This is a genomic window from Pseudomonas sp. GM30 (genome assembly GCF_000282275.2).
Classification (GTDB): domain Bacteria; phylum Pseudomonadota; class Gammaproteobacteria; order Pseudomonadales; family Pseudomonadaceae; genus Aquipseudomonas.
In genome coordinates, this window is sequence record NZ_AKJP02000014.1 from 1 (window position 1) to 17,961 (window position 17,961).

At 59.2% G+C, this 17,961-nt stretch carries 19 protein-coding genes; 6 read left to right on the forward strand and 13 right to left on the reverse strand.

The genetic code is table 11. From position 1 onward, the window contains the following. On the forward strand, positions 1-250 hold a 250-nt coding region (locus PMI25_RS29650; RefSeq protein ID WP_238547079.1), incomplete at its 5' end, for a hypothetical protein. Positions 251-337: 87 nt separating this feature from the next. On the opposite strand, the gene msrQ is transcribed toward PMI25_RS29650, so the two are convergent. The 6 genes from msrQ to PMI25_RS11150 all read right to left on the reverse strand — a co-directional run bounded on the left by msrQ (position 338) and on the right by PMI25_RS11150 (position 6,314). Next, entirely contained in the window at positions 338-949 is a 612-nt protein-coding gene (msrQ, locus tag PMI25_RS11125) for a protein-methionine-sulfoxide reductase heme-binding subunit MsrQ (protein WP_007963931.1), read from the reverse strand. Next, positions 949-1,962 (reverse strand): protein-methionine-sulfoxide reductase catalytic subunit MsrP, encoded by a 1,014-nt coding sequence (msrP, locus tag PMI25_RS11130; RefSeq protein WP_007963929.1) that lies wholly within the window; start codon positions 1,960-1,962, stop codon positions 949-951. Before msrP ends, msrQ begins: the two co-directional genes overlap by 1 nt. Positions 1,963-2,025: 63 nt before the next feature. Continuing rightward, on the reverse strand, positions 2,026-2,883 hold the full coding sequence (gene pssA, locus PMI25_RS11135; protein ID WP_007963928.1) for a CDP-diacylglycerol--serine O-phosphatidyltransferase: 858 nt from the start codon (positions 2,881-2,883) through the stop codon (positions 2,026-2,028). 147 nt (positions 2,884-3,030) lie between these two features. Next, positions 3,031-4,047 (reverse strand): ketol-acid reductoisomerase, encoded by a 1,017-nt coding sequence (gene ilvC, locus PMI25_RS11140; protein ID WP_007959661.1) that lies wholly within the window; start codon positions 4,045-4,047, stop codon positions 3,031-3,033. A 48-nt stretch (positions 4,048-4,095) separates the two neighbouring features. Further along, positions 4,096-4,587 (reverse strand): acetolactate synthase small subunit, encoded by a 492-nt coding sequence (gene ilvN, locus PMI25_RS11145; RefSeq protein WP_003205610.1) that lies wholly within the window; start codon positions 4,585-4,587, stop codon positions 4,096-4,098. Positions 4,588-4,589: 2 nt separating this feature from the next. Further along, positions 4,590-6,314, reverse strand: a complete 1,725-nt coding sequence (locus PMI25_RS11150) for an acetolactate synthase 3 large subunit (protein ID WP_007963927.1) — start codon at positions 6,312-6,314, stop codon at positions 4,590-4,592. 400 nt (positions 6,315-6,714) lie between these two features. Between PMI25_RS11150 and PMI25_RS11155 the strand changes: the two genes are divergently transcribed. After that, complete coding sequence (locus PMI25_RS11155) at positions 6,715-7,131, forward strand: DUF4124 domain-containing protein (protein ID WP_007963924.1); 417 nt, start codon at positions 6,715-6,717, stop codon at positions 7,129-7,131. Between the two features lie 110 nt (positions 7,132-7,241). Here the strand turns inward: PMI25_RS11155 and PMI25_RS11160 are convergent, their stop codons facing one another. The 3 genes from PMI25_RS11160 to mrcB are packed head-to-tail and all read right to left on the reverse strand — an operon-like array spanning position 7,242 to position 10,673. Further along, entirely contained in the window at positions 7,242-7,577 is a 336-nt protein-coding gene (locus PMI25_RS11160) for a YqcC family protein (RefSeq protein WP_007963922.1), read from the reverse strand. Further along, a complete protein-coding gene (locus tag PMI25_RS11165) occupies positions 7,577-8,332 on the reverse strand; it encodes a tetratricopeptide repeat protein (RefSeq protein ID WP_007963920.1) in 756 nt (251 codons plus the stop codon). Before PMI25_RS11165 ends, PMI25_RS11160 begins: the two co-directional genes overlap by 1 nt. 16 nt (positions 8,333-8,348) lie before the next feature. Then, a complete protein-coding gene (mrcB, locus tag PMI25_RS11170; protein ID WP_007963918.1) occupies positions 8,349-10,673 on the reverse strand; it encodes a penicillin-binding protein 1B in 2,325 nt (774 codons plus the stop codon). Between the two features lie 116 nt (positions 10,674-10,789). Here mrcB and PMI25_RS11175 point away from each other — a divergent pair, with 116 nt between their 5' ends. From PMI25_RS11175 to PMI25_RS11190, 4 genes are all read left to right on the forward strand, one after another. After that, on the forward strand, positions 10,790-12,346 hold the full coding sequence (locus PMI25_RS11175; protein WP_007963916.1) for a bifunctional aminoglycoside phosphotransferase/ATP-binding protein: 1,557 nt from the start codon (positions 10,790-10,792) through the stop codon (positions 12,344-12,346). A gap of 91 nt (positions 12,347-12,437) precedes the next feature. Then, a complete protein-coding gene (locus PMI25_RS11180) occupies positions 12,438-12,782 on the forward strand; it encodes a pentapeptide repeat-containing protein (RefSeq protein ID WP_007963914.1) in 345 nt (114 codons plus the stop codon). Between the two features lie 214 nt (positions 12,783-12,996). After that, a complete protein-coding gene (locus PMI25_RS11185) occupies positions 12,997-13,269 on the forward strand; it encodes a TfoX/Sxy family protein (protein ID WP_003228231.1) in 273 nt (90 codons plus the stop codon). A gap of 16 nt (positions 13,270-13,285) precedes the next feature. Then, a complete protein-coding gene (locus PMI25_RS11190; RefSeq protein WP_007963913.1) occupies positions 13,286-14,086 on the forward strand; it encodes a Crp/Fnr family transcriptional regulator in 801 nt (266 codons plus the stop codon). A gap of 227 nt (positions 14,087-14,313) precedes the next feature. On the opposite strand, the gene PMI25_RS11195 is transcribed toward PMI25_RS11190, so the two are convergent. The 4 genes from PMI25_RS11195 to PMI25_RS11210 are packed head-to-tail and all read right to left on the reverse strand — an operon-like array spanning position 14,314 to position 17,857. Continuing rightward, positions 14,314-15,162, reverse strand: coding sequence for a ChaN family lipoprotein (locus tag PMI25_RS11195; RefSeq protein WP_007963912.1), 849 nt, complete (start codon positions 15,160-15,162; stop codon positions 14,314-14,316). Positions 15,163-15,183: 21 nt separating this feature from the next. Beyond that, the gene (locus PMI25_RS11200; RefSeq protein WP_007963911.1) at positions 15,184-15,951 is read right to left on the reverse strand and encodes a heme ABC transporter ATP-binding protein; all 768 of its coding nucleotides are present in this window, start codon (positions 15,949-15,951) and stop codon (positions 15,184-15,186) included. Then, positions 15,951-16,934: a FecCD family ABC transporter permease gene (locus PMI25_RS11205; protein WP_177325717.1), complete on the reverse strand. Its 984-nt coding sequence runs from the start codon at positions 16,932-16,934 to the stop codon at positions 15,951-15,953. Before PMI25_RS11205 ends, PMI25_RS11200 begins: the two co-directional genes overlap by 1 nt. 50 nt (positions 16,935-16,984) lie before the next feature. Continuing rightward, positions 16,985-17,857: a heme/hemin ABC transporter substrate-binding protein gene (locus tag PMI25_RS11210; RefSeq protein ID WP_007963905.1), complete on the reverse strand. Its 873-nt coding sequence runs from the start codon at positions 17,855-17,857 to the stop codon at positions 16,985-16,987. Positions 17,858-17,961 lie beyond the last annotated feature (104 nt).

The window sequence follows — 17,961 nt, forward strand, 5'->3', positions numbered from 1 at the left end:
ACTGTCAAGTGATTATTTTCAGAAGTTTTTTGAAGATTTCTTCAACAACTTCAACCACTTGCGCTTCCGATCTCTCGTTAGCGGGAGGCGAATTCTACAGCGTTACACGCTGCTGTCAACACCTCTTTTTCTCCGCTTTCGACCGAGAAGATCGAACCGTCAAAAGAGCCAAACATCTCTGCCCTTTCAACTCCTTCCAGGCTTCGATGAACTGAAGCAAGCCGCTGTCGAAAACTGCGTAACTCATTGAATCTCAAGGAGTTTTCCGTTTCGACTGCGCCGGAAGTGGGGCGAATTATAGACTTCCTGAATCTGCCGTCAACCGTTAATTTCAGTTTTATTGCAAAACCTGCTTTTTAGTCAGCAAACGCGGGATGCGACGCGCGACGGCAGGCACACGCAGCAGCAACAGCACTGCACCTATAAAGGCGTAGATCGCCCACTCCTTGAGATCAGCACGCACGATCCACAGCATATGCAGCAATCCCAACCCCAGAATCACGTACACCAACCGATGCAGTTTCTTCCAGCGCACACCCAAACGGCGCTGACTGTAGCGATTGGACGTTACTGCCAACGCCAACAGACCGAGAAAGCCCAGCGTACCGACAATAATGTATGGCCGCTTACGCAATTCCATACCCAACTGCGACCAGTCGAAACCAAGGATGAACGCCATATAGCTGAACAGGTGCAGAACCACATAAGCAAAACACCAGAGTCCCAACTGACGGCGCACAGCAATCCACCCCGCCCACCCCGTCAATTTCTGCAACGGCGTCATGCTCAATGTGATCAACAGCAATACCAGCGTCCCCAGCCCCCACCGATCAACCAGCACCTTGCCCGGATCCGGGCCGAGCAAATCGGCAAACGCCTGATAAAACCAAAGCAATGGCCAGATCGCTGCTGCAATGAAAACGCCTACACGCCAGAACGGATATCGCATCAATAGTTCTTCCGCAGATCGAGCCCTGTATATAAGGAAGCAACTTCATCCGCGTAGCCGTTGAACATCTGCGTATCACGCACATTCGGCTTGAACAGGCTGTTCGGCAGACGCCGTTCCCGCGCCTGAGTCCAGCGCGGATGATCGACCGTCGGATTCACATTGGCATAAAACCCGTATTCATCTGCCGCGATGCTCTGCCAAGTGGTCTTGGGCTGCTCACTGACCAGACTGATCCGCACAATGGACTTCACACTTTTGAAGCCATACTTCCACGGCACCACCAGGCGCAGCGGCGCACCGTTCTGATTCGGCAATTCGCGTCCATACATACCAACCGCCATAATCGCCAACGGGTTCATCGCCTCATCCAGACGCAAGCCTTCTACATAAGGCCAATCGATCAGGGCGAACCCCGAACGCTGGCCTGACATGGTCTTGGGATCCTGCAGCGTTTCGAAGCGAATGTATTTGGCCTTAGAAGTCGGTTCGACCTGCTTGAGTAGCGCAGAAATCGGAAAACCGATCCACGGGATGACCATCGACCACGCCTCAACACAGCGAAGGCGATAGATACGCTCCTCCAATTGGTACGGTTTCATGAAGTCTTCCAGCGCGTAACGCCCGGGCTTGCCCACTTCCCCATCGACGACAACGCTCCACGGCTCGGTTTTCAGCGAACCGGCATTGGCCGCCGGATCGCCCTTGTCGGTGCCGAACTCATAGAAGTTGTTGTAATGAGTCGCGTCTTTATAAGGCGTAATCGCCTCATCCTTGACGTTGACTGCGCCCCACTTGATAGAAGGGAGTTTCTCGGCAAACCAGGCAGGCGCCTTGCTTGGCTCGACATCGGCATAACGCACCGCGTTTTCGGCGCTGGCCCAACGCGGCAGGCTGCTCACGGCGATACCGGCCGCGGTAGCTCCGAGCAATTGGCGACGGGAGAGATAGATGGATTCAGGCGTGACGTCCGACTCATGGCAGTCGGACGCTTTGGGGATTTTGATCAGCATGGCAACTCCGCAGCTTTGGAGGACAGATGCACCCATAGACTGCGGAGTATGCGGGAAATTACATCACTCGACGTTTTTGCGCCGACGAAGATGCAACAGGTACTGCACCGGGCCAGAAGCTGCATAGGCAAGGAACACCAGCAGCAGAATGCGCGGTGGATCACTGAACACTACGGCGAACACCAGAACCACGGCGAGGATCGCCACGAAAGGCACACGACCCTTCAAATCCAGCTCCTTGAAGCTGTTGTACTTGATGTTGCTGACCATCAGCATGCCGGCAGCCGCCACCATCAGCGCGACCAGGAACGACATCTTCGAACCCTGAATGCCGTAATCGCTGAAGGCCCAGACGATACCCGCGACCACGCCGGCAGCTGCCGGGCTGGCCAGACCGATGAAGTAGCGCTTGTCAGCCGTACCGACCTGAGTATTGAAACGCGCCAGACGCAATGCCGCGCCGGCTACATAGATGAAGGCAACCATCCAGCCGACCTTGCCCATGTCGCCCAATGCCCAGCCAAAGGCCAGCAGCGCCGGTGCGACACCGAAAGCGACCATGTCGGATAGCGAGTCATACTCGGCGCCAAAGGCACTTTGCGTATTGGTCATGCGTGCAACACGGCCATCGAGACCGTCGAGCACCATGGCTACGAAGATCGCGATCGCGGCGAAGGCGAAATACTTGCTCGCATTCGCAGAGTCACCAGCGCTCAACGCAGCCTGGGCGCTCATCGAGTTGATGATGGAATAAAACCCTGCAAACAGGTTCGCAGTGGTGAACAGATTCGGCAGCAGATAGATACCACGATGCCGGACTTTACGACCTTCTGCGTCGTGCCCTTCCTCGACATGTTCATCGATGGGCAGCAGGCTTTCGGCGTCAGAAGCCTGGTTCGGCTCTTCGGGACGTTCGCTCATGGACATTACCTTGCAACGGTTTGGAAAAAATTCGACAGGTGCCTGTGACGACGGTTCGGCCACAAACGATGCAGCTTTATACCAGAACCATCGGTTTCAAACGAAAAAACGCGGCCGAGGCCGCGTTTTTCGTACAAGGATGACGACTTAGTTTTTGGCTTTGTCGACGATCTTGTTGGCACCGATCCACGGCATCATGGAGCGCAGTTGCTCGCCGATGATTTCGATACCGTGAGCGGCGTTGTTACGACGCTTGGCGGTCATCGAAGGGTAGCCGGTTGCGCCTTCGCTGATGAACATTTTGGCATATTCGCCGTCCTGAATGCGTTTCAGGGCATTGCGCATGGCCTGACGGGATTCGGCGTTGATCACTTCCGGACCGGTCACGTACTCGCCGTATTCAGCGTTGTTGGAGATCGAGTAGTTCATGTTGGCGATACCGCCTTCGTACATGAGGTCAACGATCAGTTTCAGTTCGTGCAGGCACTCGAAGTAGGCCATTTCCGGCGCGTAGCCAGCTTCAACCAGGGTTTCGAAACCGGCTTTGACCAGTTCGACGGTACCGCCGCACAGTACGGCTTGCTCGCCGAACAGGTCGGTTTCGGTCTCGTCCTTGAAGGTGGTTTCGATGATGCCGGTACGACCGCCACCGACACCAGCTGCGTAGGACAGCGCAACGTTTTTGGCGTTGCCCGAGGCGTCCTGGTAGATCGCGATCAGGTCAGGAATACCGCCGCCCTTCACGAACTCGGAACGCACGGTGTGGCCCGGAGCTTTCGGCGCGATCATGATCACGTCGAGGTCGGCACGCGGAACAACCTGGTTGTAGTGGATCGCGAAGCCGTGGGAGAAGGCCAGGGTGGCGCCTTTCTTGATGTTCGGCTCGATTTCGTTCTTGTACAGCTGGGACTGGAATTCGTCCGGGGTCAGGATCATGACCAGGTCGGCGCCGGCAACAGCCGCGGCCACGTCGGTCACCTTCAGGCCGTGGGCTTCGGCTTTGGCAACGGTAGCCGAACCTTTACGCAGACCGACGGTAACGTCGACACCGGAGTCTTTCAGGTTGCACGCCTGGGCGTGGCCCTGGGAACCGTAACCGATGATGGCAACTTTCTTGCCCTGGATGATCGACAGGTCGCAGTCTTTATCGTAGAAAACTTTCATGAATTTCCCCTATATATCCAGGCCGTTCAGGCCATTCGCTAATTTGGTTTAGATGCTGAGTACTTTGTCGCCGCGGGCAATCCCGGTCACGCCGCTACGGACGGTTTCCAGAATCGATGCGGTGCCGATGGACTGAATGAAGCTGTCGAGCTTGTCGCTGGTACCGGTCAGTTGAACGGTATACACGCTGGCACTGACATCGACGATCTGTCCACGGTAAATATCGGTGGTGCGTTTGATCTCGGCGCGCTGGGCGCCAGTGGCCTTGACCTTGACCAGCATCAGCTCGCGCTCGATGTGAGCGCTTTCCGACAGGTCCACCAGCTTGACCACTTCGATCAGCTTGTTCAGGTTTTTGGTGATCTGCTCGATGATTTCATCGTGGCCCACGGTGGTCAGCGTCAGACGCGACAGTGTCGGGTCTTCGGTTGGCGCCACGGTCAGGCTTTCAATGTTGTAGTTGCGCTGCGAGAACAGGCCGACTACGCGAGACAAAGCGCCGGGTTCGTTTTCCAGAAGCAGGGAAATAATGTGCCGCATGATTAAGTACGCTCCGTCTTGCTCAGCCACATATCGCGCATGGAGCCGTCTTTGATCTGCATCGGATAGACGTGCTCGCTGGTATCGACCGAAATATCGATCACCACCAGACGATCTTTCATGGCGAACGCTTCTTCCATCTTCGACTTCAAATCTTTCGAATCGGTGATGCGCACGCCGACGTGACCGTAGGCTTCAGCCAGTTTGACGAAGTCAGGCAGCGACTCCATATACGAGTGCGAGTGACGGCTGCCGTAGCTCATGTCCTGCCACTGACGCACCATCCCCAGTACACCGTTGTTGAGGATGACGATTTTCACTGGCAAGCCATATTGCAGGCAGGTCGACAGCTCCTGGATGTTCATCTGGATGCTGCCTTCGCCGGTGACGCAGGCAACGTCGTCATCCGGGAAGCTCAACTTGATGCCCATGGCCGCCGGGAAACCGAAGCCCATGGTGCCCAGACCACCGGAGTTGATCCAGCGGTTCGGCTTGTTGAACGTGTAGTACTGCGCCGCGAACATCTGGTGCTGGCCCACGTCGGAGGTGATGAAGGCATCGCCCTTGGTCACTTCGCACAGGGTCTCGATCACGGTCTGCGGCTTGATCAGGCTGCCGTCGCCCTTTTCATAAGGGAACAGGCCGCGATCACCGCGCCATTCATCGACTTGCTTCCACCAGCTGGCAACGGACTCCTTGTTCGGGGTCTCGCCGATTTCCTTGAGGATCGCGACCATTTCGGTCAGGACGCTCTCCACCGGACCAACGATTGGCACGTCGGCCTTGATGGTCTTGGAGATCGAAGCCGGGTCGATGTCGATGTGGATGATCTTGGCGTTCGGGCAGAACTTCGCCGCGCCGTTGATCACACGGTCATCGAAACGCGCACCGACAGCCAGAATCACGTCAGCATGGTGCATCGCCAGGTTGGCGGTGTAGCTGCCGTGCATACCCAGCATGCCGATGAACTGCCGGTCGGTGCCAGGGAAACCGCCCAGGCCCATCAAGGTGTTGGTCACTGGCAGGTTGAGCATTTTCGCCAGTTCGGTCAGCGGTGCGGAACCGTTGCCCAGAATCACCCCACCACCGGAATAGAGCACAGGGCGCTTGGCCGCCAGGAGCATTTCTGCCGCCTTGCGGATCTGCCCGGAGTGACCGCGAACGGCCGGGCTGTAGGAACGCAGCTTGGCTTTTTTCGGGAAAACGTATTCGAACTTCTCGGCCGGGTTGGTCATGTCTTTCGGGATATCGACCACGACCGGACCCGGACGACCGGATTGCGCCAGGTAGAAAGCCTTCTTCATGACTTCCGGGATTTCCGAGGCGTGCTTGATCATGAAGCTGTGCTTCACGATCGGCCGGGAGATACCGATCATGTCGGTTTCCTGGAACGCGTCGGTGCCGACCATGGTGCTTGGCACCTGACCGGAAATGATCACCATTGGAATCGAATCCATATAGGCGGTGGCGATACCGGTGATGGCGTTTGTGGCGCCAGGACCGGAAGTCACCAATACCACGCCGGCTTTACCGGTGGCACGGGCGTAGCCGTCAGCCATATGGGTTGCCGCTTGTTCGTGACGAACCAGGATGTGAGTCACTTCCGGTTCTTTGAACAGGGCATCGTAAACATGAAGGAGAGCACCACCCGGGTACCCGTAGATATATTTGACGCCTTCGTCACGCAAGAAGCGGACGAGCATCTCACCGCCAGATAAAAGCTCCACGTTGTTCACCTCTAAAACGCCAGAATACCGTCCACAAAAAAAGGGGCGGGTCTTAATAGGTTTACTTCTCGGCAGAGCATGAGCGACGGTGGTCGCCGACTACGTCAGCACTGACTGAGCAAGTATTGGGATCGTCCCAAGTGTTGCGGGCCTTTCCCACCCAGCGCGAGGTAACGCGTTGCGGGTGTAACAGGTCGACGCGGATATGCGCCTCATGATCTACCGAGTGGGTCTGCTTCTGGCAGTCCCTCTACAGCGGACTTTGGATTCTTCTGTTTCGCCCTCTCCAAGTCAAGCCGTCAATGTGCTTAATTGTGGGTAAGCACATGAGAACGCAAGAAAAAACCTGAAAACAGCTACTCTGTTAGCGTCAATTGCGCAATTTTGCCAAGGAATCAGCATGCGAACGCTTCTGTTAACTCTGCTGATCGGCCTCAGTCCATGGTGCATGGCCGGTCAGATCTACAAATGGGTCGATGCCCAGGGCGTCACTCACTTCGATGCGCAGCCACCGCGAGGTTTGCCCGCAACGACCGTGCAGACACCCTCCTCACCCCCACCGAAACCTGCAGCCATGCCTGGCAGCGGCGCGCTGGGCGATCAGAAAGCCATCGACGACAAGGTCAAGAAACAGGTAGCCGAACAGCAGTCGCAGCTCAAGGCGTTTTGCGAACAGGCACGAACGAATCTGGCGCAGTTGCAGAACAATCCGCGGTTGAGGGAGGAAGTGGATGGGCAATTGCGGCGACTGGATGATGCGCAGCGTCAGGAGCGCATTGTCGAAGCACAGAAGCAGATTGCGCAGAACTGCGAATAAGCACCTGTAGGAGCTGCCGCAGGCTCGGGCCGCGATCGGACGATCTTTTGATCTTTGAAAGCAAGATCAAAAGATCGCAGCCTGCGGCAGCTCCTACAGGGAGATCGGCGCTAGCGGGAAGCGGTGATCAGCAGGTCGAACTCTTTGAGCAGTACCTGCAACTGTCGATCCTTGCCTTGCAGATTGCGCTGGGCGAAGACCATTTCGGCCATTTCCTGAATGCCCGAAGCATTGGGCAGCGGCAAGTCCTGCTCGAGGATCATCTTCATCCGTGGCAGGAAGATCCATTGCAGCCACTGCTCGAAATCCAGCGTGTCGACCGAAAACGGTTCGACACTGCTCAAGGCCTCGGCCGACGGCTGAACTTCATCCCACCAGCCCTGCGTGCGCAATTCACGCTCGATCAGCAGCAACTGATCGGCGATTTTCGGGAAACGGGAATCCATCACAGCGAAACCTTGGCCTTCTGACGAGCTAAAGCGGCGCCGGCGGAATCGCCCTGCTTCTCACGGGACTGCGCGATGATTTCCCACAGGTTGGCCTGCAAATCCGGGCGGCCGTTGGCCATGGTCAGCGCACGACGGGCGAACTGCTCGGCCTGCGGTGCATCACCTTGCGCCATGCGCACTTGCGCCAGACGATAAAGCACTTGCGGCTCACGCGGGGCTACGCGCTGCGCGCGCTCCAGGCTGGAGGACGCGCCATTGAGGTCGCCACCGGCCTGTTGCTGTTGCGCGGTGGTCAGCAAGGCGAGCACCGGGCCATCCAGTTGCTCATCCGCCGACAGACCACCGCCATTGCTGGCCGAAGGAATCCCGCTTGGCGTCGAAGGCATGCTGTAGCTGCCGGTGTTGACCGGTGCCGACTCGACCGGCGAAGGATTGTACGGACCCGCCGTAATCCCGCCGGAGGCCGGACCAGGAACGATCGGCGAGGAGCTGATCGGCGCCGATGTTGTGGCGCCACCACCCGGCACCATCACCACCACACCGGTATCGCCTTGCGGGATGGCCTGGGACTGCGCCTGGCCCTGGACTGGGCGTTTGACTGTCGTCTTGCGGAAACCGCCGTTGGCCGACAGACGTTCGCTATTGGACACGGCCGTGCCGGAGTCCACCACCGGGATCGAACCACGCTGTACGGTAGAGCAGCCACTGAGCAAAGCCACGGCAGTCACCGCTGGAATCAACCACTTGTTCACTTGAAACCCTCTTTGCTTAATTCATCCAGCCCTTGACCCAATCCATCACCGACTCCGGCGAGGCAGGCGTTTCGCTTGCACACGCGGCGCCGGGTGGCGGTTCGCTGCCGCGAATATACGGCATCTGCACCGCCCCCGGACAGTTGGCATCGGAGCCTTGCCCGGTACGCGAATCGACCCACGCCTGCACGATGTTGTCCGGCTGCGGCATGTCCAGCGGCAGCGGATCGGCCTTGCGCATGAAACTGGTCCAGACCTGCAGCGCACCGGTCGCCCCGGTGAACGGGGTCTTGCCGTTGTCGTCACGACCCAGCCAGACCACCGCCAGCAGGTCCTGACTGAAACCGGCGAACCAGCTGTCACGCGAATCGTTACTGGTACCGGTCTTGCCGGCCAGCGTCAGGGTCTTGGGCAGCACGTTGTAAACCGAGCTGCCGGTACCTTCACGCATCACCCGCTGCATGGCGTTCTGGATCAGGTAGATGGACGCCGGATCAAATCGCTGCTCGATCTGGAACGGATAACGCTTGAGCGGTTCGCCCTCGGCGGTCAGCACACTGCGAATCCCGCGCATCGGCGTATTGAAACCACCGTTGGCAAGGGTCTGATACATAGTTGCCACTTCGATCGGGGTCATGCCACCAGCACCCAGCAACATCGACGGGAACGCCGGGAATTCTCGGGTCACGCCCAGACGCGCAAGGGTCTTGAGCACATTCGGCACACCGACTTCCAGCCCCAGACGCGAGGTCGACAGGTTGTACGAATGCGCCAGTCCTTGATAAAGGAACACTGTGCCATGGGAGCGACGGTCGTAGTTCTGCGGCTTCCACACCTGGCCGTCCGCGCCCTTGATCGACAGCGGATCATCCGACAGCCAACTGGTCAGTGTGTAATGGCTCGGTTTTTCCAGCGCAGTCAGATACACCGCTGGCTTGACCAGGGAACCGATCGGCCGCACGGCGTCCAGCGCCCGGTTGAAACCGGCGTAACTGGCCTGACGGCTACCGATCATCGCCTGCACTTCGCCGGTTTCCGGATTGGTCACGACCATCGCCGCTTCCACATCATCGGAGCCCTTGCGTCCAGCCAGGCGTTTAAAGGTGTCGTTGACCGACGCCTCGGCTTTCATCTGCAGAATCGGGTCGAAACTGGTGAAGATGCGCAGGCCTTCTTCGGTCAAGTCTTCGTCGCGATAGTCTTCACGCAACTGGCGTTTGACCAGATCGATGAAGCCCGGGAACGAGCTGTCGGCGAGCTTGCCGCGCGTGGTTACACCCAGGGGCATTTTCTTCGCCGCTTCGACCTGTTCGGCAGTTGCCACGCCTTGCTGTTCAAGCACGTCGAGCACCAGGTTACGCCGCTCCAGCGCACGCTCGGGATTGCGGCGCGGGTTGTAGTAGGACGGACCTTTGACCATGCCGACCAGCAACGCAACCTGATGCAGTTTCAGCTCGGACAATGGCTGGCCGAAGAAGAACTGGCTGGCCAGACCGAAACCGTGCACCGCACGCTGGCCGTCCTGCCCGACGAAGACTTCGTTGAGGTAGGCCTCAAGGATTTCCTTCTTGTCGTAATGCAACTCCAGCAACATCGCCATCATCGCTTCGGTGAGCTTGCGACTCAGGCTGCGTTCGTTGGTGAGGTAGAAGTTCTTCACCAACTGCTGGGTCAGCGTACTGCCGCCCTGGGTCATCTTGCCGCCAGAGGTGTTGACCCAGATCGCCCGGGCAATCGATTTCGGCGACACGCCCCAGTGGCTGTAATAGTCGCGGTCTTCAACCGCGACCAGGGTGTCGAGCAGATACGGTGGCACCTGATCGAGCTTGATCAGGATGCGGTCTTCAAGATTTTTCGGGTAAATGCCGCCGATCATCAGCGGCTCGAGGCGCACCACGGACAACTTCCCGCCGTTGAGCCCGGAGAGTTCGGCCACATAGTCGCCAGAAAAACGCACGCGCACCGGCTGCGGTTTCTCCAGGCCTTCATAGAACTGGAAGCCGCGAGTATTCAGATCGACGGTATTGCCGTTGACGGCGGCGGCACCGGGGCCATTGCTCACGGCTTCACGGCGATAGCCCAAGGCATCGAGTTCGGTGAGGAAATCGTCCTTGCTCAGCTTTTGTCCGACGAACAGCTCCAGCGGGCGCGCGTATACCTTGGCCGGGATGGTCCAGCGCTTGCCGGAGAACTTCTCCTGCACCACGGCATCGAGGTAAACAGCGAAGCCGGCCAACACCACAAGGCCGACCAGGCTGAGTTTAATGGCCCAGCTCAACCATGGGCTGAGGCCCTTGGAGACTGGTTTTTTCTTGGTACGGGGGGATCGAGTTCGAGTCATGGCGGCGGATTATACGCACTTTATTCATACTCAACAGGAGCGCTCCGAGGTTTGCGTCAGGCTGGCGAGCGGCCATAATGACGACCTCGAATTTCCCAGTCTCTGAAGGATCGCCCGTGAGCCAGTCCCTGATCGCTGCCCTGCAAAACCCGGCCCTCTACCCGCACCCCGTCGAAGGGTTCCAGGTCATCGAAACCCATATCTCGTGGGTGATCCTCACCGGCCCGTTTGCCTATAAAGTGAAGAAGCCGGTGAATTTCGGCTTTCTCGACTTCACGGGCCTCGAATCCCGCGCACATTTCTGTGCTGAAGAGCTGCGCCTGAACCAGCGTCTGACCGACGATTTGTATCTGGACGTGTTGCCGGTGACCGGCAGCGTCGAGGCGCCACAACTGGGCGGCGACGGCCCGGTGATCGACTATGTGCTGAAAATGCGTCAATTCCCGCAGACCGGCCTGCTCAGCACCCTGCAGGCCAACGGTGAGCTGACCACCCAGCACATTGATGAAATGGCCGAGCAGATCGCCAGATTCCACCTCAGTGCGCCAAAAGTCCCGGCCGAACACGAGGCCGGTACCCCGGACAGCGTGATGGCCCCGGTGCGCCAGAACTTCGAACAGATTCTGCCGTTCCTTAGCGACAAAAACGACCTGCTGCAACTCGAGGCACTGAAAGCCTGGGCCGAGAGCAGCTACGATCGTCTCAAGCCACTGTTCGCCCAGCGCAAGGCCGAGGGTTTCACCCGCGAATGCCACGGCGACATCCACCTGGGCAACGCCACCGTCATCGACGGCAAAGTGGTGATCTTCGACTGCATCGAGTTCAACGAACCATTCCGCTTCACTGACGTCTGGGCCGACACCGGTTTCCTGGCGATGGACCTGGAAGACCGCGGCCTGAAATCCCTGGCCCGTCGTTTCATCAGTCAATACCTGGAACTGACCGGCGACTATCAAGGCCTGGAAGTGCTGAATTTCTACAAAGCCTACCGCGCCCTGGTTCGCGCCAAAGTTGCACTGTTCAGCATGCCGGCGGACGCCACCCCGGTGCAGCGCGCCACCACCCTGCGCCAGTACCGCAACTACGCCAACCTGGCGGAAAGCTACAGCACCATTCCTTCGCGCTTCATGGCCATCACCCACGGCGTATCGGCTGTCGGCAAGAGCCACGTGGCCATGCGTCTGGTCGAGGCGCTGGGCGCGATTCGCCTACGTTCCGATGTCGAGCGCAAGCGCCTGTTCGGTGAGCAGACCGTAGCCAACGACGTGCAGGCCGGGATTTACAGCGCCGACGCCAGCGCTGCCACCTATGCCCGTCTGCATGAGATTGCCGGCGTGATCCTGCACGCCGGTTTCCCGGTAGTGATCGATGCGACTTACCTCAAGCGCGATCAGCGCGACAACGCCGCTCAAGTGGCCGAAGCCACCGGCACGCCGTTCCTGATCCTCGACTGCAACGCACCGCAAGCCGTGATCGAAAGCTGGCTAGCGATTCGTCAGGCTGACAAGAAGGATCCTTCCGACGCCACGCTGGCGGTCATCGAGGCCCAGCAGGCCAGCCGCGAAGCACTGACGCCAGAAGAGATTCTGCGCAGCAAACGCGTGCAGACCAATGAAAGCGGGACCCTCGACACCGTAGTCGCACAGATCCGTCAGCGCCTGCCAGGCCTGTAAGAAACTATTTCGGCCGTGAAGCCCTCGCTGGCTTCACGGCCGTCAAATAGTGGCACTATACTGGCGTCATAAAACCAACAGGTGATGTGACATGAGCCAGCCGAAACTTCTCGACACCCCTCTTTATGCCTTGCTGCACAAAGACGACATCGCAGGCTTCAACAAGGAACGCCCGAACGACGGCCCGATCGACATGGTCGGTGGCGACTTCCGTGGTCTCGACTTGCGTGAACTGAACGCCGATGGCGTGGATTTCCGGGACGCCTACTTCCGCTCTGCCGATTTGCGTGGCATCGATTTCCGTAATTCATCGCTCGAAGGCGCAAGCCTGGCGCATGCACAGATTTCCGGAGCGTACTTCCCGCCGGAACTGAGTGCCGACGAGATCCTGATGTCGATGAATTTTGGCACCCGCCTGCGCTATCGCACTCGCTGATACTTTTTATCTTTCTCTGACCCGACGCCTTTCCCCTGTGGGAGCAAGCTCGCTCCCACATTGTTTCAGCGTTTCTTCCCTCCTTTCTGCGCTCGCAGCCCCTTTCTTAGAAGCGTTTGCGTCTAATCCGACCAAACAACCACGCTTTTCCTACTGATGGCTACACTCCTGAGAAGATCGCCCACGCACCATTCGGCCGTCGCAAGGAGGCTTGATGAATGATGAACTGCAACACCTGAAGAATCTTGGCAAGACGTCGGCGCAATGGCTGCATGCCGTGGGTATCCACAGCGCCTCGGACTTGCGTCGCCTGGGGGCGGTGGACGCCTATCGGGCGGTGCGTACCCGCGGGTTTCGCGCATCGAAGGTGTTGTTGTATGCGATCGAGGGGGCGCTGATGGATGTGCACTGGAACGACATCCCGGCCGAACGCAAAGACGCCTTGAACAAGCAGCTCGAAGCCATCTCCTCGCGTCACAAGAACTGAACGGGCGCTGACTGCCATGTATCTGCTCGGGGAACAAACGGCACAGGTCGATGCACTGATCAATCGCTTGCAGAGTTTGCCTGAGCGCTGGCTGGAAGGCCTTGCGCCGTGCGGGCCAGCCTTTGAGCCAGAAATCTCTGACGACCTGATGGTACAGCTCCCACACGATCAGCTGTTTCTGCTGACAGAGGGCGTGATCCACGGCCATATCGGCGGTCGTGCGCTGTTTTACTGGCAGGAGGGCGATCTGATCGGTCTGCTGCAAGGTGACGCCTGGGCCGATTGCCAACTGCACAACGACGGGCCAGTGCGCTTGCTGCCCTATCGGCGAACCGAGCTGTTCCAGCATTTGTATGCCGAGCCTGACCGCGCCGAGCAATGGCTTGAGTATCTGCTGGGGCAAATGGCGCTGCTGGCCCACGCGGTGGCCGAACTGAAGCCACGGGAGTTTCGCAGCACCAATGGCTTTAAACGCGTCGAGAGCGGTGAGGTGTTGATCCAGCAGGGCGATGCCGCCGATCACGTCTTCGTGATCATCGATGGACATGCCGAAGCCTTTGTTGATGGACACAAGGTTGGCGAAGTGCCCAAGGACGAGATTTTCGGCGCCATGGCCGTGTTCACAGGTGAGCCGCGTAACGCTACGGTCATCGCGCGCGAGCCGAGCACGGTGATGCTGATTCCCGGCGAGCAGTTTCTGAACATGACCCGCAACAATCCAAAGATTGCCCACAGCCTGATTGAGAGCATGGCCCGGCGCATCGGCCAGCTCAATCAAAAGATCACGCAACTCAGCGCTGTGAAAGCTGCGCGTTAAGCCCCATTTTTCCGGGGCATTCCGGCCATTTACCCGACTAAATCAGGCGAATGGAAAAACAGTGGTTGACTCGCTAATGAGAATCGCTATGATTATCACAACTGATCGCGAGATCAGTCGATATTCTGAAAAGCCCTTGGTTCGGACTCTCAGATTATCTCCTCATCAGGCTAATCACGGTTATTTGACCCGGTTTTTTACCGGGTCTTTTTTTGCCTGTGGAAAAGTCATTGGCCGAACTGTTTGCGCATCTCGGCGCAGTAATCCGGTTTCCGTGTGGCCGGCGTGAACCAGACATAATCGGCCATGGCCGCCGTGACCTCGCTGCCCTGCTCCGCCAGCATCAGCACCGTCGGCGCTTCGGGCGCGCCCAGATCCATCACATGCAGCGGCACACCAACATCCTTGCGCGCATGGAACGCACCAGCGAACAACAACGCCGGCGCAGGCGCCGCCATCAATCGTGCAGCCATCCGCCGATCCCGTTGCTGCTGCACCGCCAGCATCGCCGGCATTTGCGATTGGGGCAGCAAGCCGCAGTGAGAATCGTTGATCTGCCCGGCCAGCTCGTTTTTCACCGACTCGGCGTTGCTGCGATCCCCCTTCAATACCGGAGGGTCGCGATAGAACGCACGAATTTCAATGTTATCGAGATTGGCCGCCAACAGTGGATACGGTTGCGTGAAAGCAAACCGCACAATCGGCCCGTAGAGTTTCCAGTCCCAACCGTCCTGCCACGCCAGCTCGACCGGAAGATCAACAGGAGGCTTTTGGGAATGGTGTACGTCATCAACCCGCGATTGTTGATCGGGTGTCAGCATTTCAAGCAGGAGACTGCCTTGGGGACGCTCTTCGCCCAGCGTCTGCAACAGCCACAATTGCACGGCATGATGATCGGCGTTGTCATGTTGCTCACCGACGATCACCCGTGCCGGCTTGCCCAGACGCGTCAGCAATTCGTGCGGGGTAATCAGTGTTCCGCTGCGCAAGTCGCGAATCTCGCCAGTGACCGGTGGCGGAGTGACATGTTGGCAACCGCCAAGCAACAACACCGCAAACAGCAAAATCCCACGCATGCTTTCACCTCGATGACGAAATCAGCGGGCGATGATCAGCGGATGCCCGCGCTCCGGGTGCGGCTGCACCAGTACTTCGAGACCGAAAACGGCTTTGAGCGTATCCGGTCGCAATACTTGCTGCGGGGTATCCAGCGCCACCGGACGCCCGCCTTCGAGCAGCAACACCCGATCACAATAGCGCGCCGCCAGATTCAGATCATGCAGGATGACCAGCACTGCCGCGCCACGGTCGGCAAATTCGCGCACCGCTTGCAGCGTCGTATGTTGATGCAGCGGATCGAGCATCGAGGTCGGCTCGTCCAGCAACAGGGTTTGCCCGGCCTGCCCCGGCCACAACTGCGCCAGCACCCGCGCCAGATGCACGCGCTGACGCTCGCCACCCGACAGCGCCAGATAACTGCGCCCGCCCAGGTGCCCGGCATCCGCCGCGTCCAGCGCCGCAGCGACGATCTCGTCATCGCGCACGCGGCCGCTCTGATACGGCAACCGGCCCATGCCGACCACTTCTTCGACACGAAAGGCAAAATCCAGCGTCGAGACCTGCGGCAACACCGCCAGACGCTGAGCGCGCTGCGTACCTGTCCAGTGATTCAGCGCCTTGTCGTCGAGCAACACCTCGCCTTCACTGGCCGCCAGCTCACCGCACAAGGCCCCGAGCAAGGTACTTTTGCCGGCACCGTTCGGCCCGAGTACACCCAGCACCTCGCCGGGTTCAAGTTGCAACGTGACGTCGCTGAGGACGGTCTTGCGCCCGCGACGGATCTGCAGATTGTGCGCACGCAACATCAGGCACGTCCTCGCAGCAGCAGATAAAGGAAGAACGGCGCGCCGATAAATGCAGTGACAATGCCAATCGGCAACTCTGCCGGCGCCAGCGCCAGCCGCGCCACCAGATCCGCCAGCAATAACAGACTGGCACCCGCCAGTACCGACGCTGGCAGCAACACCCGGTGATCAGGCCCGGCCAATAAACGCACCAGATGCGGCACCACCAGCCCGACGAAACCGATCATACCCGCCGCCGCCACGGCCGCACCGACGCCCAGCGCAGTGCAAAACACCAATTCGCGCTTGAGCCGCTCGACATCGATCCCCAGGTGCCCGGCTTCGGACTCCCCGAGCAACAACGCATTTAGTGCCTTGGCGCGTCTCGGTAACCACAGCGCAACGCCAGTGCTGATAATCAGCAACGGCCACAAACGCGCGTAACTGGCACCATTGAGGCTGCCCAGATTCCAGAACGTCAGCGTGCGCAAAGTCGCGTCATCTGCCAGATAGGTGAACAACCCGACTGCCGAGCTGGCCAGCGCCGTCAGGGCAATCCCTGCCAGCAGCATGGTCGCGACATTGGTCTGGCCGTTGCGTCGCCCGAGTCGATAGACCAGCGCCGTCACCCCCAGCCCACCGAGAAATGCGCACGCCGACAACAGATACGGCCCGAACCACTCTGGCAAACCGCCAAAAAACGAACCGCCGACAATCGCAATCGCTGCGCCAAGTGCCGCACCGCTGGACACCCCGACCAGCCCGGGATCGGCCAGCGGGTTGCGAAACAAGCCCTGCATCGCCACACCGGACAACGCCAGCACGCCGCCCACGGCCAGACCGAGCAAGGTGCGCGGCAAGCGAATCTGCCCGAGGATCAGTTCAGCCTGCTCCAGACCATCCGGCGCCAGCGGCACGCCGAGCATGCGCAGAGCCGCGCGCAACGTATCGAACAGCGGCAGACTCACCGGCCCCAGCGCCAACGAAAGCCAGATGGCCAGCAAACACAGGAGCGTCAGGCCGATAAACAGGCTTCGTGGTTTGACCAGCGTGGTCATTGGCTGCTCGTAGTCGGGTAGAAACCGTCGGACAAACTTTTCATTGCCACCGGCAGGCGCGGCCCGAGTCCACCGACCAGCAGCGTCGGATCCAGCTCCAGCACTCGGCCGGACTTGGCCGCGCGGCTGGATTGGAGAATCGGGTTTTCCTTGAACAGCGCAGCTTTCGCCGCCTCGCCGGTCAACGCTCGATCAGCAAATACCAGCACTTCAGGATCCAGCCCCGCCAGCGACTCCACGGAAAACGGCTTGTAGCCGGTGTGCGTCGCCAGGTTTTGCCCGCCGGCCTGTTGCAGCAACCAGTCGGCGGCGGTGTCCTTGCCGGCAATCAACGGCTTGCCGCCAGCATGCCCGATCAGCACCAGCACACCGGGCGCCTTTTGTTTGGTCTGCAACTCGACGACTCGGGCTTTCTGCGCGGTGAGCTGCTGTTGATAACTTTCCAGCAACTGCGCCGCCTGCGCTTGCGCGCCCAGCAACTGCCCCAGATGCGTGACGTTTTTTTCCAGGGTCGGCAGATCCGACTGTGCCGAGAACAGTTCGACCCGCACCTTCGCGCTCTTCACCTGGGCGATGACCGGCGGCGGGCCCATTTCCTCGCTGCCGATGAGGATATCCGGGCGCAGACTGAGAATGCCTTCCGCCGAAAGGCTGCGTTGATAGCCGATGCTGGGCAGCTTCTTCAGCGATTGCGGATGCTGGCTGGTGGTGTCGACGCCCACCAGTTTGGATTCGCCGCCCAACGCGCTCACCCACTCCGATAGCGCGCCACCGGCACTGACCCAACGTTGTGGCAAATCAGCCGCTACCGCTTGCAGGCTCGCAAGCAGTCCGACACACAGCACAACAACGCGGGTACTCAGGCGCATACGCAGCTTTCCTTGAACAGGTTTCCCAGGCAGCGAACCGGCAGGCCAAGTATCCTTGGCGGCGGTTGCGCACAGTGGGCGAAGGCGGCCATTTGATAATTGTT